Source organism: Pleomorphomonas sp. PLEO, from assembly GCF_041320595.1.
Taxonomy (GTDB): Bacteria; Pseudomonadota; Alphaproteobacteria; order Rhizobiales; family Pleomorphomonadaceae; genus Pleomorphomonas.
Genome location: NZ_CP166625.1, coordinates 2,514,413 through 2,535,000, shown reverse-complemented (window position 1 = coordinate 2,535,000; position 20,588 = coordinate 2,514,413). Strand labels below are relative to the sequence as shown.

The 20,588-nt window shown below is 64.4% G+C and carries 17 protein-coding genes (1 of these 17 cut by a window edge); 10 read left to right on the top strand and 7 right to left on the bottom strand.

Annotated elements, in window-relative coordinates:
* A protein-coding gene (gene rmuC / locus AB6N07_RS11750) for a DNA recombination protein RmuC (protein ID WP_370677985.1) crosses the window boundary here: on the top strand, positions 1–461 show its 3' portion. Its footprint begins 1,207 nt before the window's first position; the window shows 461 of its 1,668 coding nt (coding positions 1,208–1,668); its start codon lies off the left edge, out of view; its stop codon occupies positions 459–461.
* On the opposite strand, the gene AB6N07_RS11745 is transcribed toward rmuC, so the two are convergent.
* From AB6N07_RS11745 to AB6N07_RS11735, 3 genes are read right to left on the bottom strand one after another with little or no spacing between them, the layout of a single operon-like run.
* Complete coding sequence (locus AB6N07_RS11745) at positions 449–853, bottom strand: GFA family protein (RefSeq protein ID WP_370677984.1); 405 nt, start codon at positions 851–853, stop codon at positions 449–451. The genes rmuC and AB6N07_RS11745 overlap by 13 nt on opposite strands.
* A 4-nt stretch (positions 854–857) precedes the next feature.
* Positions 858–1,283, bottom strand: a complete 426-nt coding sequence (gene arfB / locus AB6N07_RS11740; RefSeq protein WP_370678227.1) for an alternative ribosome rescue aminoacyl-tRNA hydrolase ArfB — start codon at positions 1,281–1,283, stop codon at positions 858–860.
* A 45-nt stretch (positions 1,284–1,328) separates the two neighbouring features.
* Positions 1,329–2,480 carry an MFS transporter gene (locus tag AB6N07_RS11735; protein ID WP_370677983.1) on the bottom strand — a complete coding sequence of 384 codons (1,152 nt, stop codon included), beginning with the start codon at positions 2,478–2,480 and terminating at the stop codon, positions 1,329–1,331.
* 350 nt (positions 2,481–2,830) lie between these two features.
* Between AB6N07_RS11735 and AB6N07_RS11730 the strand changes: the two genes are divergently transcribed.
* From AB6N07_RS11730 to cyoE, 7 genes are all read left to right on the top strand, one after another.
* On the top strand, positions 2,831–5,236 hold the full coding sequence (locus tag AB6N07_RS11730; RefSeq protein WP_370677982.1) for a membrane-bound PQQ-dependent dehydrogenase, glucose/quinate/shikimate family: 2,406 nt from the start codon (positions 2,831–2,833) through the stop codon (positions 5,234–5,236).
* A gap of 66 nt (positions 5,237–5,302) precedes the next feature.
* On the top strand, positions 5,303–6,619 hold the full coding sequence (locus AB6N07_RS11725; RefSeq protein ID WP_370677981.1) for a cation:proton antiporter: 1,317 nt from the start codon (positions 5,303–5,305) through the stop codon (positions 6,617–6,619).
* A gap of 160 nt (positions 6,620–6,779) precedes the next feature.
* Positions 6,780–7,682 (top strand): ubiquinol oxidase subunit II, encoded by a 903-nt coding sequence (gene cyoA, locus AB6N07_RS11720; RefSeq protein ID WP_370677980.1) that lies wholly within the window; start codon positions 6,780–6,782, stop codon positions 7,680–7,682.
* An 82-nt stretch (positions 7,683–7,764) separates the two neighbouring features.
* Complete coding sequence (gene cyoB, locus AB6N07_RS11715) at positions 7,765–9,690, top strand: cytochrome o ubiquinol oxidase subunit I (RefSeq protein ID WP_370678226.1); 1,926 nt, start codon at positions 7,765–7,767, stop codon at positions 9,688–9,690.
* A complete protein-coding gene (cyoC, locus tag AB6N07_RS11710) occupies positions 9,687–10,319 on the top strand; it encodes a cytochrome o ubiquinol oxidase subunit III (protein WP_370677979.1) in 633 nt (210 codons plus the stop codon). The genes cyoB and cyoC overlap by 4 nt, the downstream gene beginning before the upstream one ends.
* Position 10,320: 1 nt before the next feature.
* Entirely contained in the window at positions 10,321–10,686 is a 366-nt protein-coding gene (gene cyoD, locus AB6N07_RS11705; protein ID WP_370677978.1) for a cytochrome o ubiquinol oxidase subunit IV, read from the top strand.
* A 1-nt stretch (position 10,687) separates the two neighbouring features.
* Complete coding sequence (cyoE, locus tag AB6N07_RS11700) at positions 10,688–11,548, top strand: heme o synthase (RefSeq protein WP_370677977.1); 861 nt, start codon at positions 10,688–10,690, stop codon at positions 11,546–11,548.
* A gap of 6 nt (positions 11,549–11,554) precedes the next feature.
* Here cyoE and AB6N07_RS11695 read toward each other — a convergent pair whose 3' ends face one another.
* Complete coding sequence (locus AB6N07_RS11695; RefSeq protein ID WP_370678225.1) at positions 11,555–12,169, bottom strand: LysE family translocator; 615 nt, start codon at positions 12,167–12,169, stop codon at positions 11,555–11,557.
* 232 nt (positions 12,170–12,401) lie between these two features.
* Positions 12,402–14,087 carry an NAD-dependent malic enzyme gene (locus AB6N07_RS11690; protein WP_370677976.1) on the bottom strand — a complete coding sequence of 562 codons (1,686 nt, stop codon included), beginning with the start codon at positions 14,085–14,087 and terminating at the stop codon, positions 12,402–12,404.
* A gap of 366 nt (positions 14,088–14,453) precedes the next feature.
* On the opposite strand from AB6N07_RS11690, the gene cowN reads away from it, so the two are divergent.
* Both cowN and AB6N07_RS11680 read left to right on the top strand, forming a co-directional pair.
* Entirely contained in the window at positions 14,454–14,756 is a 303-nt protein-coding gene (gene cowN / locus AB6N07_RS11685) for a N(2)-fixation sustaining protein CowN (RefSeq protein ID WP_370677975.1), read from the top strand.
* A gap of 173 nt (positions 14,757–14,929) precedes the next feature.
* Positions 14,930–17,272: a methyl-accepting chemotaxis protein gene (locus AB6N07_RS11680; RefSeq protein ID WP_370677974.1), complete on the top strand. Its 2,343-nt coding sequence runs from the start codon at positions 14,930–14,932 to the stop codon at positions 17,270–17,272.
* 13 nt (positions 17,273–17,285) lie between these two features.
* On the opposite strand, the gene AB6N07_RS11675 is transcribed toward AB6N07_RS11680, so the two are convergent.
* On the bottom strand, positions 17,286–19,346 hold the full coding sequence (locus AB6N07_RS11675) for a YgiQ family radical SAM protein (RefSeq protein WP_370678224.1): 2,061 nt from the start codon (positions 19,344–19,346) through the stop codon (positions 17,286–17,288).
* A 417-nt stretch (positions 19,347–19,763) separates the two neighbouring features.
* Positions 19,764–20,585, bottom strand: coding sequence for a hypothetical protein (locus AB6N07_RS11670; RefSeq protein ID WP_370677973.1), 822 nt, complete (start codon positions 20,583–20,585; stop codon positions 19,764–19,766).
* Between the last annotated feature and the right edge of the window lie 3 nt (positions 20,586–20,588).

The window sequence follows — 20,588 nt, the reverse complement described above, 5'->3', positions numbered from 1 at the left end:
TCGACTTCGTTATCCTGTTCGTGCCGATCGAGCCGGCCTTCCTGGTGGCCATCACCCGCGATGCCGAACTGTGGCACCAGGCCTGGGAGAAGAACATCCTCTTGGTCAGCCCGTCATCACTGCTGTTCGTCGTCCGCATCGTCGCTCAGCTTTGGCAGAAGGAACAGCAGAGCAAGAACGCCCAGGACATCGCCAAGCGCGGCGCCGAGCTCTACGACAAATTCGTCGGCTTCGTCGAAGACCTGGAAAAGGTGGGCAAAGGCCTCAAGGATGCCCAGGGCGCCTATGACCGCGCCTACGGCAAGTTCGCCACCGGTCGCGGCAACGTCATCCGCCAGGCGGAGATGCTGCGCGCCCTCGGCCTCAAGACGGCGAAGCGGCTCGATGCCGGCCTGTTGGAATCCGCCGATACCGACGAGGAGACGGGCGCCCTGCCCGCGCCCGAGGATCAGTTGTCGTAATCGGGATCGGCGGCAAAGCGAGGCAGATCGTCGGCAAGGCACAGCCAGCTCGGACGAGCGCTGTCCCAGCCATGGGCGGCCGGCACCACCGCGTCCTTGTCGTCGAGCGTGCCGACGGTGACGCCGACCGAGCGCCCCTCGGCGTCGGTCATATAAAGCTGGCTGCCGCAGGCCGAGCAGAAATGCCGGATCATCTTCTCTGACGAAGCATAGGCCACCGCCTCACCGGCCGTGACGCGGAAGCGGCTCGGATGCACCTGCATCCAGGCGACGGTAGCGCCGCCCGTCGAGCGGCGGCATGTGTCGCAGTGGCAGTAGTCGACGATGGCGCCGTCGCGTTCCACCTCGTAGCGAACACGGCCGCACAGGCAACCGCCGACGATGAGCGCCATGGTCTCACTCCTCGCCCGCCGGCCGTTGACGGTCGCGCTTGACGGCGCCGCGCTTGGTCTTGGCATCGACGCGGCGCACCTTGCTCGCCCGCGTCGGCTTGGTGGCGACGCGCGGCTTCGGCGGCACCGCCGCTTCGGCGAGAATGGTCTTCAACCGCTCAATGGCATCGTCGCGATTGCGCTCCTGCGAGCGGAAGCGCTGGGCCTGGATGATGATCTCGCCGGCCTGCGTCAGCCGCGACGGGCCGGCGATGCGCGACGCCCGCACCTTGGTTTCCCAAGGAATTCCCGAGGCGTTGTAAAGGTCGTAGCGCAGCGCCACCGCCGTCGCCACCTTGTTGACGTTCTGCCCGCCCGGGCCGGACGCCAGGACGTAAGTGAAGGACAGGTCCTTCTCATCGATGTAGAGCCGGTCGGTCACGTAGATCATGGCGCGAAGATAAAGGGCGGCACCCGCATCTGCCAACCCTCTTCCTCACGCTTTCAGGAAGCGTCCGCTCACCGCCACGCCGATCAGCGATACCGAAACGATCAGGAAGGCGGTCGGCAGCGAAGCGACATGAGCGACGAAGCCGATGGCCGCCGGTCCCATCAGGATGCCGGCATAGCCGAGCGTCGTTATCGCCGGCACGGCAACGCTCTCCGGCATCAGCGTCTGCTTGCCGATGGCGCTGTAGAGCACCGGCACGATGTTGGAGCAGCCGGCGCCAACCAGCGCAAAGCCGACCAGCGCTGCGAGCACCGATGGCACCAGCGTTGCAACCAACAAACCTGACGCGGCGAGAAGCCCACCGACCAGAATGATCGTCGTGCGGCTGACCCGCCGGACGATGGCGTCACCCGAGAGGCGGCCAATAGTCATGGTCGTGGCAAAGGCGGCGTAGCCGAGGCCGGCATGAGCCGGGTCGGCGGCGCGCGTGGAAGTCAGGAACACCGCGCTCCAGTCGAGAATGGAGCCTTCGGTCAGGAAGACAATGAAGCAGAGAATGCCGATGAACAGCACCACGCCATGCGGCAGCGCGAAGGCTGGCCCCGAGGTATCGCCGCCATAGGTGAGAAAATGCGGGGCGGCCCACGCCAGCATCGCCGCCGTGAAGACGAAGGCGACGAGCGACACGATGACCGGCGAACCGCCAAGGCTGAGAATGACGGAGCAACCGCCGGCGCCTGCGATGCCGCCGACACTGAACAAGCCATGAAAGCCGCTCATCAGCGCCCGCCCGGCCGCCCGCTCGACGATCACCGCCTGAATGTTGATCACACAATCGACCGAGCCAACACCGGCGCCCAGCACGAACAGCGCGGCGGCGAGCAGCATGGGGCTCGATAAAGTGGCCAACGCCGGCAAGGCGACGCAGACCATCAGCGAGGTGGCGATCAGCACTCGGCGGCAGCCGTATTTTCCGGCCAGCGCCCCGGCAAGCGGCATGGCGATGATCGAGCCGATGCCGAAGGAGAGCAGCAACAGGCCGAGACCACCTGCCTCAAGGCCCGCCCGCGTCTTGGCAAACGGCACCAGCCCCGCCCAGACGGCGCCGCCGAAACCGGCAATGAAAAAGGCGACACGGGTCGAGAACTGTTCGGCGCGGCCGATGCTGTCGGACGTCAGGCTGGCGGCGGTGGACATGGTGAACGACGGCTCCTCACGAGAACGGCCGCCTTCTCCCCGGAATGACCCAAGACGACGCGGCAATTGATTCGATTCATATGGCGTTCGTCAAGGGGGAGCGAGCGCGCCGCGCGTTTTGCCGCCGGGCTGTGACATCGGCGCTCAGGGAGCAGCGGGCAGCGGGCAGAGCAACGTCCTCGCCCGTTTTCCGGAACCGGATGGTCGGCGAGGCGTTTTCGCTAGGAGGACAGGACGCAACGGCGAGCTACGCCTGGAATTTCGCAGGACAATTTCGCCCGTCGCCCCGTCAGCAGTCCCGCCCGGCGCCGGGACACGTCCAGAACGCCTGTCCGTACGGAGGCGAACGCATGCCCATCCTCTACACGACGCACCGGCCACCTTGGCTGGTCCTTCTCCTCGCCCTGGTGATTGGCCTGATCGGCCTCGTTCTGCTCATCGGCGGCGCCTATCTCGCCTATGTTGGCGGCTCGCCCTATTACGCCCTCGCCGGCCTCGGGCTTTTGGCGACCTCTTGGCTGCTTTGGCGCGGCAACGCGCTGGCGCTGTGGTTCTACATTCTCGTCTACGCCGCCACACTGGTGTGGGCGGTATGGGAAGCCGGCCTTGATGGCTGGGCGCTGCTGCCGCGCGTCGTCGCCCCCACGGTCATGCTGCTGTTCGTTGTGCTGGCCATACCCGCGCTATCCCCCCGACGCGGCGGCTGGCGGGTGGCGTTTCTCGCCGCCCTGGTGATCCTCTTCTCGGCGGGCATCATCGGCCTGACGCTGCCGAACGCCAATGTCACCAGTTACACCGGCGACCTGCCCCCGGCTGGCTCCGCCAACGCCATGGCCGACCCATCGTTGCGTCAGGCCGGCCCCGACTGGCCGACCTATGGCGGCAGCGAAAGCGCCCGCCGCTATTCGCCGCTCGATCAGATCACACCGGACAATGCCGGCAAGCTCAAACGCGTTTGGGACATCCACACCGGCGACCTGCCTCAGTCGGCCTTTGCCAAGGGCAAATACGGCGCCGAGACGACACCGCTCAAGATCGGCAACGCGCTCTACCTCTGCACTCCGAAGAACATCATCCTTTCGCTCGACCCGGCCACCGGCAAGGAGCGCTGGCGCTACGACCCCAAGGTCAGCGACGACTGGATTCCCTACACCGCCGCCTGTCGCGGCGTCAGCTATTACCAGGTGCCAAATGCCCCCGCCGATGAGGCCTGCGCCAGCCGCATCATCGAAGGCACGCTCGACGCCCGCCTGATCGCCGTCGATGCCAACACCGGCGTCCCCTGCCCCGGCTTCGGCGCCGATGGCGCCGTCGACACCAAAGCCGGCATGGGCGAAGTCAATCCCGGCATGCTGTCGATCACCGCCGCGCCGACCATCGTGCGCGGCGTTATCGTCACCGGCCACCAGGTGCTCGATGGCCAGATCCGCAGCGCGCCCTCCGGCGCGATCCAGGGCTATGACGCCGTCACCGGCGTGCTGCGCTGGGCCTGGGACATGAAGCAGCCGGATTTGACTGGCGTTCCGCCGGCCGGCCAAACCTACGCGCGTGGCACGCCTAACATGTGGACGGCGGCCAGCGGCGACGAGCAGCTCGGCCTCGTCTACTTGCCCTTGGGCAACTCGGCCGTCGACTATTGGAGCAGCCAGCGCAGCGACGTCGAGAACGAGTTCGCCAATTCGCTGGTGGCAATTGACGTCGGCACCGGCAAACCCGTCTGGCATTTCCAGACGGTGCACAAGGACGTCTGGGACTATGACCTGGGGTCGCAGGCGACGCTGATCGACTTCCCGGCCGACGGCGGCACCGTGCCGGCTCTGGTTCTGCCCTCAAAGCAAGGCGACATCTACATTCTCGATCGTCGCACCGGCAAGGTCCTGACGCCAATGGAGGAACAGGCGGCACCTACCGGCGGCGTCGAGCCCGAGCAGCGTTCGCCCACCCAGCCGCACTCGCTCTACCACACGCTACGCAAGGCCAACCTCACAGAGAAGGACATGTGGGGCATGTCGCCGATCGACCAGATGGTCTGTCGCATTCAGTTCCGCACGGCGAGCTACAAAGGCTACTTCACGCCCCCGGTGTCGGCCGGCCACAGCATCGAATATCCCGGCTACAACGGCGGTTCGGATTGGGGCGGCATCGCCGTCGATCCGGGGCGCGGCATCATCGTCGCCAACTATAACGACATGCCCAATTACGTGAATCTGGTACCCCGTGACGAAGCCGACCGCCTGGGTTGGGCACCGCGCGGCCAGGAGCGCGGCAAGATCGGCGGCGCGGAAGGCGCCGGCGATCCGCAGGCCGAAACGCCGTTCGCCGTCAACGTCAATGCCGGCTGGCGCCTGCCGTTCACCGGCCTGCTCTGCAAGGAGCCTCCCTATGGCGGCATCCGGGCGATCGACCTCAAGAGCGGCAAGACGCTGTGGGACCGGCCCTTCGGAACCGCCCGTACCAACGGCCCGTTCGGCATCCCCTCCTTGTTGCCCGTCGACATCGGCACGCCCAACAACGGCGGCGCGGTGGTGACGGCCGGTGGGGTGGTGTTCATCGCCGCCGCCACCGACAACCTCATCCGCGCCATCGACCTCAAGACCGGCAAGACACTGTGGACCGACACGCTGCCGGGCGGCGGACAGGCGACGCCGATGACCTACGAGGCGAATGGCAAGCAGTATGTGGCGATCATGGCCGGCGGCCATCACTTCATGGAAACGCCGATCAGCGACGAGGTGATCGCCTATGCACTGCCTTGATCGCGCATGAGAGTCTAAAATTCGGCCAGGTGCTTGGCATCCGGCCCACCGAGCCCCGCGAACCCGGTGGAGGCTAAACTGTCGCTTTTCCAAGTCTTCGCGCTGCTGATCGTCACCACCGCCGGCTTCAGTTGGCTGAACCGTCGCTTCATCGGACTGCCCGAGCATATCGCGCTGTTGCTGATGGGCCTCGGCGCGGCGGTTGCGCTGGTGCTGGTGGAGCGGATCGTACCGTCACTGTGGCCGGTCACCGCCGTCGAGGCGATGCTGCGTCAGATCGACTTCGGGGCGACGCTGCTGCAGGGCGTGCTCGCCTTCTTGCTGTTCGCCGCCGCCATCACGGTGGACTGGGAGGAACTCAAGCAACGCAGCCTTGCCATTGCCTTGCTCGCCACCATTGGCGTGGCGCTGTCGGCAGGGCTGGTGGCCGCCATGCTTTGGGGGGTCGCGGCATTGGCCGGCCTTTCGATTTCCTTCGCCTGGTGCCTGGTGTTCGGCGCGCTGATTGCCCCGACCGATCCCATTGCCGTATCGGCGGCACTCCAACATCTGGCGCTGCCGGATCGGCTGCGCATCGACGTCACCGGCGAGTCCCTATTCAACGACGGCGTCGGCGTTGTGCTGTTCACGCTGGCACTGTCGATGGCCACCGGCGACGGCCAAGCCGGTATCGCCATCGCCGGGGTGCATATGCTGTTCGAGATTGCCGGCGCCCTGCTGCTCGGCGTCGTGGCCGCCAGCATCGCCGTGCGCGCCTTCCGTGGCATCGACGACTATTCGGTTGAGATTCTGATCTCGCTGGCGCTGGCCATGGGCGGTTATGCGCTGGCTGACGCCATCGGCGTCAGTGGGCCGATCACCGTCGTCGCGTCGGGCGTGTTGATCGGCAACCTCGGCGCGCCACGCGCCATGAGCGAGCGCACGCGCGCCTATTTCTACGGTTTCTGGCGCCTGATCGACGACCTGCTCAACGCTGCCCTGTTCGTGCTGCTCGGCCTCGAAGTGCTGGTGCTGCACCTTCAGCTGGCGCCCCTCATGTTCGGCCTGATCGCCGTGCCGGTGGTGCTGATCGCCCGTTCGGTCACCGTCGCCGCCACGCTCGCCACGCTGGGAAGCTGGCTGCGCTTTGATCGCGGCGCCGGCATCATCCTCACCTGGGCGGCGGTGCGCGGCGCCATCTCGGCGGCGCTGGCCCTATCGGTGCCCTACGGGCCGGAGCGTGAGCTGATCCTGGCGGCAACCTACGCGGTGATCCTGTTTTCCTCGATCGTCCAGGGCTTGTCGCTGGAGCGTGTCATCCGCCTGACGACAAACGTTTCGTCGGCCGCCGTATCTCCAACGCAGCCGGCCGACCGGCAACCGCCACCGGTCGAAAAAAAATGATGCATTCGCCTGTGGTGCCCGGAGCCAACCGCGTCCTTCCGTGTTATTACGGAGGCGGGGGCTACGTGCGGCCGCGGGTTACCGCGCGCCGTGGGATGTTCGCATGTCTTATTTGAAGCATCGCCCTGAAATGAATTTCTTGTCCATTTTCAGACGCCTTATGCCCAGCGGACCCCGCTTCGCCCGTCTGCGTTCGGCCTCGATCCTCCTAGGTTTCACCCTGCTCTCGGCCGGGTGCCGGTTCGCGGTGCTGGACCCGAGCGGCCCGATCGCCGCCAAGGAGAAACAGCTCATCCTCATCTCCACGGCGCTGATGCTGCTGGTGGTGGTGCCGGTCATCATCCTGACGCTGGTCTTTGCCTTCTGGTATCGCGCTTCCAACACACGCGCCAACGCCATGCCCAATTGGGCACATTCCAACGCCATCGAGGTGGTGGTGTGGACCGTGCCGCTGCTCATCGTCATCACGCTCGGCTGGCTCGCCTGGACCACGACCCATGCCCTCGATCCCTACCGACCGATCGAAGGCAACGGAAAACCGACGCTGGAGATCGACGTCGTGGCGCTCGATTGGAAATGGCTGTTCATCTACCCGGAGCAGAACATCGCTTCCGTCAACGAGGTGGCCTTCCCCGTCGACACGCCGGTGCACTTCAAGATCACCTCCGACACGGTGATGAACTCCTTCTTCATCCCCGGACTTGCCGGCCAGATCTATGCCATGGCCGGCATGCGGACCGAACTCAGCCTGATCGCCAACAAGCCGGGCACCTTCGAGGGCATGTCGGCCAACTACAGCGGCGCCGGCTTTTCGGGCATGAAGTTCAAGGCGCTCGCCAGCTCGGATGCCGATTTCGAAGCCTGGACGCGCAAAGTCGCCGCCAGCGGCCATCCGCTCGATGAGCCCACCTATGCCGACCTCGCCAAACAGCGGGAGAACAGCCCGGTCATCTATTACGCGCCAGGCAATGCCGGCCTGCTGCGAAGCCTCATCGACAAATACCGCCATACACCGCCGCCGGAGCACACTGGCAGCCAGGTCAATGCGTCCGCCACAAAGTGACGGCAGCTGTGGAGAGCGCGACGTGAACCCACTTCTTGGAAAGCTTACCCTTGAGCAAATCCCCTACACCGAGCCCATCATCATGGGGGCCGTCGGGGTCGGCGCACTGTTGGTCCTCGGCGTCGCGGCAGCCATAACCTATTACGGTCGCTGGCAATGGCTGTGGTCGGAATATCTCACCTCCGTCGATCACAAGAGGATCGGCATCATGTATGTGCTGCTCGCTCTGGTCATGCTGGTGCGCGGCTTCACCGACGCCGCCATGATGCGCACCCAGCAGGCCCTCGCCTTCGGGCCCAATCCGGGCTACCTGCCGCCACATCATTACGACCAGATCTTTTCCGCGCATGGCGTCATCATGATCTTCTTCGTGGCGATGCCACTGGTCGTCGGCCTGATGAACATCGCCGTGCCCTTGCAGATCGGCGCGCGCGACGTCGCCTTTCCCTTCCTGAATTCGCTGAGCTTCTGGCTGACTTTTTCGGGCGCCATCCTGATCAACGCCTCGCTGCTATTCGGCGAATTCGCCAAGACCGGTTGGGCCGCCTACCCGCCACTGTCCGAACTGTCCTTCAGCCCAGACGTCGGCGTCGACTATTACATCTGGAGCCTGCAGATCAGCGGCATCGGCACGTTGCTCACCGGGGTGAACTTCCTCACCACTATTCTGCGCATGCGGGCGCCGGGCATGAAGATGATGCGCATGCCGATCTTCACCTGGACGGCCTTCTGCACCAACGTGCTGATCGTCGCCGCCTTTCCCATCCTCACCGTCACGCTGGCGCTGCTTGGCCTTGACCGCTACATCGGCACGCATTTCTTCACCAACGACGGCGGCGGCGAACAGATGATGTATGTCAATCTGTTCTGGGCCTGGGGTCACCCCGAGGTTTATATCCTCGTCCTGCCAGCTTTCGGGGTATTCTCCGAAGTCGTCTCTACTTTTTCAGGCAAGCCGATTTTTGGCTACAAGTCGATGGTATGGGCGACCGTCGCCATTACCTTCTTCTCTTTCGTTGTCTGGCTGCACCATTTCTTCACCATGGGTGCCGGCGCCAACGTCAATGCCTTCTTCGGCATCGCCACCATGATCATCGCCGTGCCCACCGGCGTGAAAATGTTCAACTGGCTATTCACGATGTTCCGGGGCCGGGTGCGCTTTTCGGTGCCCATGCTGTGGACCATCGGCTTCATGATCACCTTCACCATTGGCGGCATGACCGGCGTGCTGCTGGCCATGCCGGGCGCCGATTTCGTGCTGCACAACTCCCTGTTCCTGGTCGCCCACTTCCACAACACCATCATCGGCGGCGTGGTATTCGGCATGTTCGCCGGCATCACCTACTGGTTCCCAAAGGCCACCGGCATCCGCCTGCACGAGCCGCTCGGCAAGGCCGCCTTCTGGTGCTGGATCGTCGGTTTCTATGTGGCGTTCATGCCGCTTTACGTGCTCGGCTTCATGGGCATGACGCGGCGGCTCAACCACTATGACAATCCCGATTGGCACCCCTGGCTGCTGGTCGCCGCCGGTGGCGCGGCCATCATCGCGCTCGGCATCGTCTTCAACATCTTGCAGATCGCCTACAGCATTTGGAAGCGCGACGAACTGCGCGACCTCACAGGCGATCCCTGGAACGGACGCACGCTCGAATGGTCCACGTCGTCACCACCGCCGATCTACAATTTCGCCGAAACGCCGCGCGTCACCGAGATCGACGCCTGGGCCAATATGAAGGCGGACGGCGGCGGTATGTTCGTGCGGTCGACGCCCTATGACGACATCCACATGCCGAAAAACACAGCGGCCGGTTTCCTGATGGGTATCTTCAGCATCGGCCTCGGCTTCGGCCTCGTCTGGCATATCTGGTGGATGGTCGCCGCCGGCGCGCTCGCCATGTTGGCAGCGCTTATCTACCGCCTGTTCCAGGACGAGATCGCCTTCATCATCCCGGCCGCCGAGGTGAAGGATATCGAGATGCGCCGCATGGAAGGAGCCAGCCAGCCATGACCATTCTCGACCTTCCCGAAGCTCACTCGCTTCACGCCACGCAACACCCGGCCGCTTCCACGCACGACGCCGAGCTGACCGAGAAAACCGTCTTCGGCTTCTGGCTCTACCTGATGAGCGACGTCGTGCTGTTCGCAGCCTTGTTCGCGGTCTTCGCCGTGGTCGGCCGCAGCTACGCCGGCGGGCCGACCGGCCAGGAACTGTTCGACCTCGGCTATGTGCTAGCCGAAACCGGCGTCCTGCTCTTGAGCTCGGTTACCTTCGGCTTCGTCACGCTCGCCGCTCAAGATAACCGCAAGCGGGCAACCCTTGTGTGGATGGCGGTGACCTTCGCCATCGGCGCCGTGTTCATCGTCATGGAAATCTACGAGTTCCACCACCTGATCGCAGAAGGGGCAGGCCCCAGCCGCAGCGCCTTCCTGTCGGCCTATTTCACGCTTGTGGGTACCCATGGCCTGCACGTTGCCACCGGCCTCCTCTGGATGATCATCATGGCCTTCCAGCTCACCCGCCAAGGCCTCACAGCAACGGTGCAACGCCGCCTGGGCCTCCTCGGCCTGTTCTGGCACTTCCTCGACGTGATCTGGATCGTCGTCTTCACCGAAGTCTATCTGATCGGAGTGCTCTGACATGGCTGATCAAAAGACCGAGCACCTCCCGGGCGCCGGCGCCACTTTCCACCATTACTTCCGTGGCATGCTGTTGTCGGTCATCTTGACCGGAGCGGCTTTCGCGCTGGTGATGACCCATGCGCTGCCACGCAACGCCACCATCGCCGTCATCCTGGCGCTCGCCGCCGTGCAAATCTTCGTTCACATCGTCGACTTCCTGCACATCGACAGCTCACTCGAACAACGCTGGAACGTCTACGCCGCGCTGTTCGCGCTGCTGGTGGTCGGCATCCTGGTCGGCGGCAGCATCTGGATCATGTTCAGTGCCCACGCCAACATGGGCGTTGGCATGCCGGGCATGACCATGACGCCCGAGGCGTTCTAAGGTGACGACGCTCAGTCGCAACCCCTATGTCAGCCTTGTGAAACCCGGCATCGTCGGGGGCAACCTGATCTCCACGGCCGGCGGCTTCCTGCTGGCGGCGCGCGGCGTGGTGGATTTCAGGCTGTTCGCCGCCACGCTGCTCGGCGTGGCGCTGGTGGTGGCGGGCGGCTGCGTCGTCAACAACGTCATCGACCGCGACATCGACGCGCGGATGACCCGTACGGCACGCCGGCCGATGGTGACCGGCGCGGTCGGCGTCCCCATGGCCATGACCTACGGCGGCTTGCTGGCCGGCAGCGGGTTGCTGTTGCTCGCCCTGATCTGCGGTGCGCTCGCAGTAACGGTGGCCGCCTTCGGCCTCGTCATCTATGTCGGTCCCTACAGTATGTGGTTCAAGCGGCGCTCACCGGTCAGCGTGCTGGTCGGCAGCCTCGCCGGAGCGACGCCACCCGTCATCGGCTATTGCGCCGTCACCGGCCGGTTGGATGGCGCCGCCGTCATCCTGTTCCTGATGTTCGCGCTGTGGCAGATCCCCCATTCCGACGCCATCGCGGTTCTCCGCCGCCAGGATTATGCCGCCGCCGGCGTACCCACCTACCCGTTCCGCCACGGCATCGCCGCCACCAAGCAGCGCATCCTCGTTTCCATCAGTGCCTTTGGCGTTGTGTCCGTGGCACTGCCCTTCGCCGGCTTCACCGGCCTCGCCTATCTCTGCACAGCCGTGGCCTGCGGCGGCTACTGGCTGCATGTCGCCGCTTCCGGTCCGGCAATGGACGATCGCGGCTGGGCCAAGCGCATCTTCCTAGCCTCGCTCGGCTGCCTTCTGGCGCTCTGCGTGCTGATGGCCGTGGACTTCCGCTGATCCCAGTCAATTCTGCTCGGTCAAAGCCAGCTTGACGCCCAGCAACACGAAGGCGCCGGCGAACAGGCGACGCATCATGGCCAGCACCGAAGGCCGCGACAGGACCTGATCGCGCACGGTAGCAGCGGCAACCCCATAGACCACGAACACGGCAAACGTCATCGCCATGAACACGCCGCCGAGCTCGATGAAGCGCAGCGTCGGATGGGCGTCAATGTGCCCAACGAACTGCGGCAGGAAGGCGAGGAAGAACACTGTGAGTTTGGGATTGAGCAGGTTGAGCAGGATCGCCCTGATGGTGATATCGAGCGCTGAGGCATCGCGCCCGTCAGCCGCCACGGCCAGCGCGCCGGTCTCCTTCAGCGTCATCCAGGCCATGTAGAGCAGATAGGCGACACCGGCCACCCGGAGAATCTCGAAGGCGAGAACGCTGGTTTGCATCATGGCGGAGAGGCCGAATACGGCGGCGGCGAGATGCGGCAGGATGCCCAGCGTGCAGCCAAAGGCGGCGATCACCGAGGCGCGGGCACCGCGCCCGAGGCCGGCGCCGAGGGTGTAGAGCACGCCGGTGCCGGGCGAGGCGACGACGATCAGCGAAGTGAGGAGAAATTCGGGGGACATGAGAACGGACATCGAAGGGCTCCTGTAGGTTCGCCCTACCCTGCCGCTGCCCAATGGCTGCCGCCACCCGATTTCTCAGAGCAACCACGCCATGACTGCCCCGGCGCCGATATTGAGTGCCGACCGGAAAGCGGTGGGGCTAGACGCACTTATTGCCCAGGTGAGCGCTCCTCAAAACGAAACCGGGCGACCTTTCGGCCGCCCGGTTCATTCATTCAACTGCGACCGTCGTTCAGACGAGCGACTTGTAGACCGGCGACCACACCTTGGCCTTGATGGCGGCCTTGATGGCAGCATCGTCCATCTTCGGCGCCAGGCCCTCGGCCATCGCCTGCTTGGCAACGGCGACGGCGATGTGCGAGGAGACCTCGCGCATGCGGTCGAGCGTCGGCAGCAGCTTGTCGCCCGGCTTGGCCTTGGCCGGCGACAGCTCGGCGAGCGAGCGGGCAGCGGCCAGGAACATGGCATCGGTCACGCGCTTGGCGCCAACGGCCAGCGTGCCCAAGCCAACACCCGGGAAGATGTAGGAGTTGTTGGTCTGGGCGAAGTGGTAGGTCTTGCCCTCGTACTCGAAGGGCAGGAACGGCGAGCCCGTGCCGATGATGGCGCGGCCTTCGGTCCACTTGATGATGTCCGACGGCTGAGCCTCGACGCAAGAGGTCGGGTTCGACAGCGGGAAGACGATCGGCCGCTCGGTGTGCTTGGCGATCTCGCGGATGATTTCTTCCGTGAAGATGCCCGGCTGACCGGACACGCCGACCAGCACGGTCGGCTTGGCGTTCTTGATCACTTCATAGAGCGACGCCTTGCCGGCTTCGGCAACGTCCCAGCCGTCGATGAGCTTGCTGTCCTGGCGGAAGCCCAGCTGGAAGGTGTCGAGGTTCGGGGTCTTCTCGGTGACCAGGCCGTAGCGGCCAACGATGAAGAAGCGCTTGCGGGCTTCTTCGTCCGACAGGCCTTCGGCCACCATGGCCATGCGGATCAGGTCGGCGATGCCGACGCCGGCCGAACCGCCGCCGAGGATGGCGACGCGCTGGTCTTTCAGCGACTTACCGGTGATCTGGATGGCCGACAGCAGCGTGCCGGTGGCGACCGAAGCGGTGCCCTGGATATCGTCGTTGAACGTGCAGAGCGCGTCACGATACTTGTCCAGAAGGCGGTTGGCGTTGTTCTTGTGGAAGTCTTCCCACTGCAGCAGAACGTTCGGCCAGCGCTTCTTCACGGCTTGGACGAACTGATCGATGAAGTTGTCGTATTCCTCGCCCCGGATGCGCTCGTTCTTCCAGCCGAAGTACAGCGGATCGGCGATGCGCTCGGCATTGTTGGTGCCGGTGTCGAGCGTGATCGGCAGCACGGTGTCGGGGGCAATGCCGCCGCAGCCGGTGTAGATGGCCAGCTTGCCGACCGGGATACCCATGCCGCCGACGCCCTGGTCGCCCAGGCCGAGGATGCGCTCGCCGTCGGTGACGACGATGCACTCGACGTTGTCATAGCGCGGATTGGCGAGGATCTCGTCCATCTTGGCGCGGTTGGGATAGGAGATGAACAGGCCGCGCGGACGGCGGATGATGTGATGATACTGCTGGCAGCCGGCGCCGACGGTCGGCGTGTAGATCATCGGCAGCAGTTCGTCGAGATTGCGGGTGATCACCGCGAAGTAAAGCGTCTCGTTGTTGTCCTGCAGCTCGCGCAGGTAGACGTAACGGTCGAGGTTGGTCGGCAGCGCGCGGATGGTCTCGAGGCTGCGGCCGACCTGCGTGTCGAGCGTCTCGACTGCGTCGCCGAAATAGCCGTTGAGCTTGAAAGCATCGCGCTCGGCCTGGGTGAAAGCCGTGCCCTTGTTCAGCAACGGGTCTTCGATGAGGGCCTGGCTCGTGGGGATCGCCTTTACAGCGTCCTTGAGGATCACGTCGGTCATCTGCTGCTCCATCCTTCTCAGTGTCGAACCGGGCCCGCCATTTTGGCAGAACACCCGCGGGTGAGGCGCGGTCGCCGCTCCCGCTTTTCGGGGACTTAGTGCCTCTTTTGCGTCAGAAAATCTTCCGTAGAAACACGACGTCGTCTTTGCCCGCAGGAGCTTAATCGCGTAAATCCGCCAGTGAAGGGCTACTATATCGATGTAGTTGGCAATCCTTGTCACAAACGCGACATCGTTCTGGCGGGAATTGTCCAGTCGGCAGGGCGTCTTTCTTCAGGAAAACCCCGGATATCAAGGGCTCATCACGGCTTGGCAAGGTGATTGCACGTAACAGAGGCAACTCGACACGGATACCGGAGAGAAACCATGCCGCCCGGCGATCACCGCATCAACGACCGATACGTCACCTTCGAGGGTATCGACTTCGACGGCAACATGGAAGCGGTGCTCGCCCACCTCGGCCGCTACATCGACACCCCCGCCTTCGCCAACCCCTTCTGGGAGCGTTTCCGCCAGCGGCTCACTGACGCCGAGCTCTCGGAACGGCCAGCCGCCGACCGGCTGCTGTTGATGCACGCCCACGTCTACTACATGGCCGAACTGTTCGAGGACAATGAGGATGCCGATGCCCTCGCCGCGCTTCATCGCCTGGAAGAAGAATGCTTCTAAGCTTCATTAGCACTACAACTTACTGTCATCAAACACCTCAAAAGCCAACATAGGCAGAATCTTTCTCTTTGTATGTCATATAAAATTCATATGATTACTTAGGAGTATTTATTCCTCGTTAAGTCGAGATCGGCTTATTCAGCACGAAACGCGACAGAACTGAGGTTAATACGATGCGATCAGGCCAAAGCATCACCGCGCAGCTTTTCTTTTTCGCACTCCTGCTGGTCCTGCTCGCCGGTGCTGCCGGCGGAACCGGCTTTTTCGGCCTGATGCGCACCGGCGCTGCGATCGACGCGGTCACCGACGTGTCGACGGCCCTCACCGAGATCAACACCGCCACCGCCGCCATTCAGTCGCTCTATGCGTCCGGCAAGTCGGACGACGCCGACGCGGCGCTCGCAGGCATAACCGCCGTCGAGCAAGGCACGGTCGGTACGCTGGCCGGCGTCACCTCGGGTCTTGCCAACGCGGTCCGCGAACTCTCCTCCGGCTGGCAGGATATCAACACCGCCAGTGCCGACATCGAACGCGCTTTCGCAGCGCTTGCCGCCACCGCCGCCAAACTCGAGGCGCGCGCCGTCGAGGATCTCGGCAAGTCCGAGGACGATCTCGACACGATCAACGCCGAGCTGGACGGCACGCGCGCCATCGTGTCCGGTCTGACCGACGCCGAACTGCGGCTGAGCAGAGGACGGGCCGCCTTCGAAGCCTATCTGCGCACCGGCGATTTCTTTCAGCTGACGGCGGGCCAGAACGCGCTGTCCACCGCCGCCCGCCTCGTCGAGGATACCCGCGTCCAGAATGAGAACCCGGCCTTCGCCGAGGCACTCAAGGCCATCTCCAGCCTTGCCGGCGACCTCTACCAGACCGTGGCCCGCAAGGGCGACAACAGCCAGTTCATCGACCTCGCCGCCGAGTGGCCGCGCCTGTCGCCGCGTCTTGCCACCATCGACCAGCGCATCGACGCGGTGAACGCCGAGGCGCGCGCCAGCGCCGACAAGGCATTCAGTCGCGCCGCCGGCCTGTCGATCCGCCGCGACCACGCCGCCGCCTTCGGCGCGGCGGTTCGCGATTTCCGCACCGCCGCCTATGAACTGCTGCTCGCCACCGAGGACTACCGGCTCCGCCCGGATGCCGGACACGGCAAGGCGATCGACACTGCTCTTGATCGGGTAGGCAGCACCATCACCGCGCTCGGCGCCGACGCCGCCAAGGACGTGGCCGCGCCGTTTGCCGATTATCGCAAGGCCGCCACCGGTCTTCGTCGGGCGACGGAGGCGCTGGAAGCGGCCCGCGCCGACGCGACACGCTTGTCGGCCACCGCCGCCGACGGCCTGCATCAGACGGCCGACGACGTGGCGAACGCCGCGCGAGCCGACCGCGACCGCGTCAGCCTGATCGTCCTCTCGGTGATCATCGGCATTGTCGGCGTGGCCGTCGTGGTGACGCTGCTTCTCAACCGTCGCATCGCCCGCCCCTTGCGCGCCCTCACCCAGGTGATGCACGCGCTGGCCCACGGCGACCTCGATGTCATCGTTCCCGTACGCAAGGGAGGCGACGAGATCGCCGCCATGGGCGAGGCGCTTTTGGTGTTCCAGGCAAGTGGCCGCGAACGCGAGGACCTACGCCGTGCCGCCGAGCGCGATCATGCCCAGCGTGAGGAGCGCCGCGCCGCCCTGGAGACGGCGATCGCCGCCTTTGACGGCGCCGCCGCCGGCGTGATCAGTTCCGTCGAGGATCTGGCAGGCAAGCTCGGTCGCGGCACCGCCGATCTCTCCGGCGCCGCCTCGCATGCGGCGGAACTCGCCCAGCGCACCTCGCTTGCCGCCGGCAGCGCCGCCGAAAGCGTCCGCACCATGGCCTCAGCCGCCAGCGAGCTTGCCCGCTCGCAGGCCGTCGCCCGCGATCAGGCCAACGCCGCCGTCACCGTCGCCGGCAGCGGCACCAAGCACGCCCGCACCGCGAGCGGCGTCATTGCAGGCCTGTCGGAAACCACCTCCCGCGTCGGCGAAGTGGTCGACCTGATCGGCTCGATCGCCGCCCAGACCAACCTTCTGGCGCTCAATGCCACCATCGAAGCGGCGCGGGCCGGCGAGATGGGCCGTGGGTTCGCTGTGGTGGCCGGTGAGGTGAAGAGCCTCGCCAATCAGACGACCCACGCCACCGACGATATCCGCTCGCTGATCGACGGCATCGGCAACGCCACCCGTTCGGCGGTCGAACTCATCCGCCACATCGCAGCCTCCATGGCCGATATCGACACCGCCGCCGGTGCACTGTCGGAATCGGTGGTTGGCCAGGGCGACGCGACGGCCGAGATCTCTGGCAGCGCCGCCATGGCGGCCTCTTCCACCGACGACATGGCCGCCGGAACGAAGGATCTGGCGACCGCCGCCGACCACACGCGCGCCGTCGCCGGTGACGTCACCGCCACCGCCGGCACCATTCATGCCGAGATCGTCCGAATGCGCGGTCTGATCGAATCCTTCTCCCGCGACGCTCGCGCCGCGTGAGAAGGAGAGCGGATCAACGAGCGCGCGGCGGCCGACGCGTCTGTCCACCGGCCGATGCGCTGCCAAAGGTACCCTTGGTCAGGAACTTCTGCGTGCCGTTCTTGGCACCGACGCGACGCCCCTCGCCGCCGCCAAGCCCAGTGCCGGCCGGTTGGAACGTCGGGATCAGGTGATGCTTGCCGTTGCCGATCAGGTCGGCGCGGCCCATCGTCTTCAGCGCCTCGCGCAACAGCGGCCAGTTCTCCGGGTCGTGGTAGCGCAGGAAGGCCTTGTGCAGGCGGCGCTGCTTGAGGCCCTTCACCGTCTCCACCCGCTCCGAGCCGCCGCGCCTGACCGCCTTCAGCGGGTTGACGCCGGAATGATACATGGCGGTCGAAAGCGCCATCGGCGACGGCAGGAAGGTCTGCACCTGATCGGCGCGATAACCGTTCCTCTTCAGCCACAGCGCCAGGTTCAACATGTCCAGGTCGGACGTGCCGGGATGGGCCGCGATGAAATAGGGGATCAGGAAGTATTTCTTGCCGGCTTCCGCCGCCGCCGCGTCGAACAGCTGTTTGAAGCGATCGTAGGCGCCGATGCCCGGCTTCATCATCTTGGAGAGCGGCCCCTCCTCGGTATGCTCGGGCGCGATCTTCAGGTAGCCGCCGACGTGGTGGCGCACCAGCTCCTTGATGTAAGTCGGGCTCTTGACGGCAAGGTCGTAGCGGACGCCGGAGGCGACCATCACCTTCTTGACGCCCGGCACCGCCCGCACCTTGCGATAGAGCTGGATCAGCGCCTCATGGCTGGTGTTGAGGTTGGGACAGATATCCGGATAGACGCAGGACGGCTTGCGGCAGGCGCTCTCGATCTTCGGATCCTTGCAAGCGATCCGGTACATGTTGGCGGTGGGGCCGCCAATGTCGGAGATGATGCCGGTGAAGCCCTCGGTCTTGTCGCGGATCTTCTCGATCTCCTTGACGATCGAGTCTTCCGAGCGGTTCTGGATCACCCGCCCCTCATGCTCGGTGATCGAGCAGAACGAACAGCCGCCGAAGCAGCCGCGCATGATGGTCACCGAAAAGCGGATCATCTCCCAGGCGGGAATCTTGGCGTCGCCATAGGCCGGATGCGGCGCCCGCGCATAGGGCAGCTCGTAGACGCCATCCATCTCCTCGGTGGAGAGCGGGATCGGCGGCGGCGTCACCCACAGTTCGCGGTCGCCATGCCGCTGCACCAGCGGCCGGGCATTGCCGGGATTGCTCTCGCGATGAAGAACGCGACTGGCGCGGGCATAAGTCTCGGCGTCGGCCTCTACCTGCTCGAAAGCCGGCAAGCGCAGCACCGTGTGCGGTCCGAGCTGACGGGCGCCCTCGTCGGCGCTGTCGATGTCGTCGGCATGAGCTTCCGTCCAGCCGTCGGGCACCGCGTGCTTCATCAGCGCCACGCCGCGCACATCGTCGAAGGTCTGGGGATCGCCACCCTTGGCGATGCGGTGCGCCACCTCGACGATGGCCCGCTCGGCATTGCCGTAGAGCAGGATGTCCGCCTTGGAGTCGACCAGGACCGACCGGCGCACCTTGTCCGACCAGTAATCGTAATGAGCGATGCGCCTCAGCGACGCCTCGATGCCCCCGAGCACGATCGGCACGTCGCGAAAGGCCTCGCGGCAGCGCTGCGAATAGACGATGACGGCGCGATCGGGACGCTTGTCGCCCTCGTTGTTCGGCGTGTAGCTGTCGTTGTGGCGAATGCGGCGGTCGGACGTGTAGCGATTGACCATCGAATCCATGTTGCCGGAGGTCACGCCCCAGAACAGGTTCGGCCTGCCGAGCACCTTGAAGGCATCGGCATTGCGCCAATCCGGCTGGGCAATGATGCCCACACGGAAGCCCTGCGATTCCAGAAGACGACCGATCACCGCCATGCCGAAAGACGGGTGGTCGACATAGGCATCGCCTGTGACGACGATCACGTCGCAGCTGTCCCAGCCGAGCAAATCCATCTCGGCGCGGCTTTGTGGCAGGAACGGCGCCGTGCCGAAGCGGGCAGCCCAGTGTTTCCGGTAGGAGAAGATTGGCTTGATTACGTCCATCATGGCCCTGGCGTTAACAGATTTGCGGCGGCGAGGAAACGCCGACAACGCCTCGCCAATCGGCAGCGAGCGGTTGGCTGTCGGCGGTAAGTCGCTGGGAAACAGCCCTTCATAGGCAGAGACGGCTTACACGTAAAATCCCTAATAGGAAAAACATGCAAAAAATAACGTGCCGCGCGGCTGAAACCCTTTGTGCTGGCAGTCATCCTTTGGTATTATTAAGCCATGGTGAATTTTTAGACACCGCAATAGACATATTATAAAAAAGAAGTCGTTCAGGAAACGCCTTAGGCCAAACGAAACAGAAAAGAACGATACCAAAGTTCAAATTTCATGACGTAAAGCTAGACGCCCCGAGCGAGCATATATATTTTAGGTAATAGTGATAGAAAAGCCGGAACAGTTTTGTTCCGGCTTTTATTTTTGCCGATGATCTGCCCAGAAGAAGCGAGCGCGCATCGCGGCGGCGGCGAAGCCTGTCATCTTTTCAGTGAACCACGCATCAAAATCGGCCAATAGCCGGTCGTTGAGGGTGATCATACGCCAGGCCGATGCTTCGGCTTTGAGCAATCCCTGAGCCTGCGCCGCGTGAAGCAAATTCCACAGCTGGCTCTTCGACACGCAAAAGGCCGAGGCGGTGGTAACGACGTCGAAGGCAACGCGCGTCGAGCCGTTTTTCTGCCATTCCCGCAGCAGCTCCAGCAGCATCGAGTAGCCACCATCGTGCATGATGAAAAATCCGATGGTCGGGTGGCGTGCGACGAAATCGGTCACTTCGTCGGGTGTCACCGCCCAGGCGGCGCGGAACGCCAGCGCGAAATCCGGCGTCGAGCGCTCGGCTTCGGTCAGATGGAACAGCCCCAGCGGCCCCAGCGGCGCCAGCTGCGTCATCAGCCAGCGATGGTCCTCGATCACCATCTTATCGGTCGGCTCGAGGATGCGCTGTCGTCGATCGCTGGCCGGTCGCGTATCGAGAAAACCGAGCTTGCGTAATAGCAGCGCTTGCGCTGCCACCCGCCCGGGGCTCAAGCCACGATAGTCGGCCGACAGCTTCTGCAGGCGCGTGAGCGTCAGCGCCGGCGTGGAAGGATCGAAGGCATTCTGAGCATAAACATGCAAAGCGCAGCCGAAAATGACGTGGCGTGGGAGGGTGTTGATCGCCTTGTTGAGAAGACCGGTATTTCGATAGAGCGCGCTCGCTCCCTCGATATAGATGGCCCTCGCTTTCGCAAATCCCATGAC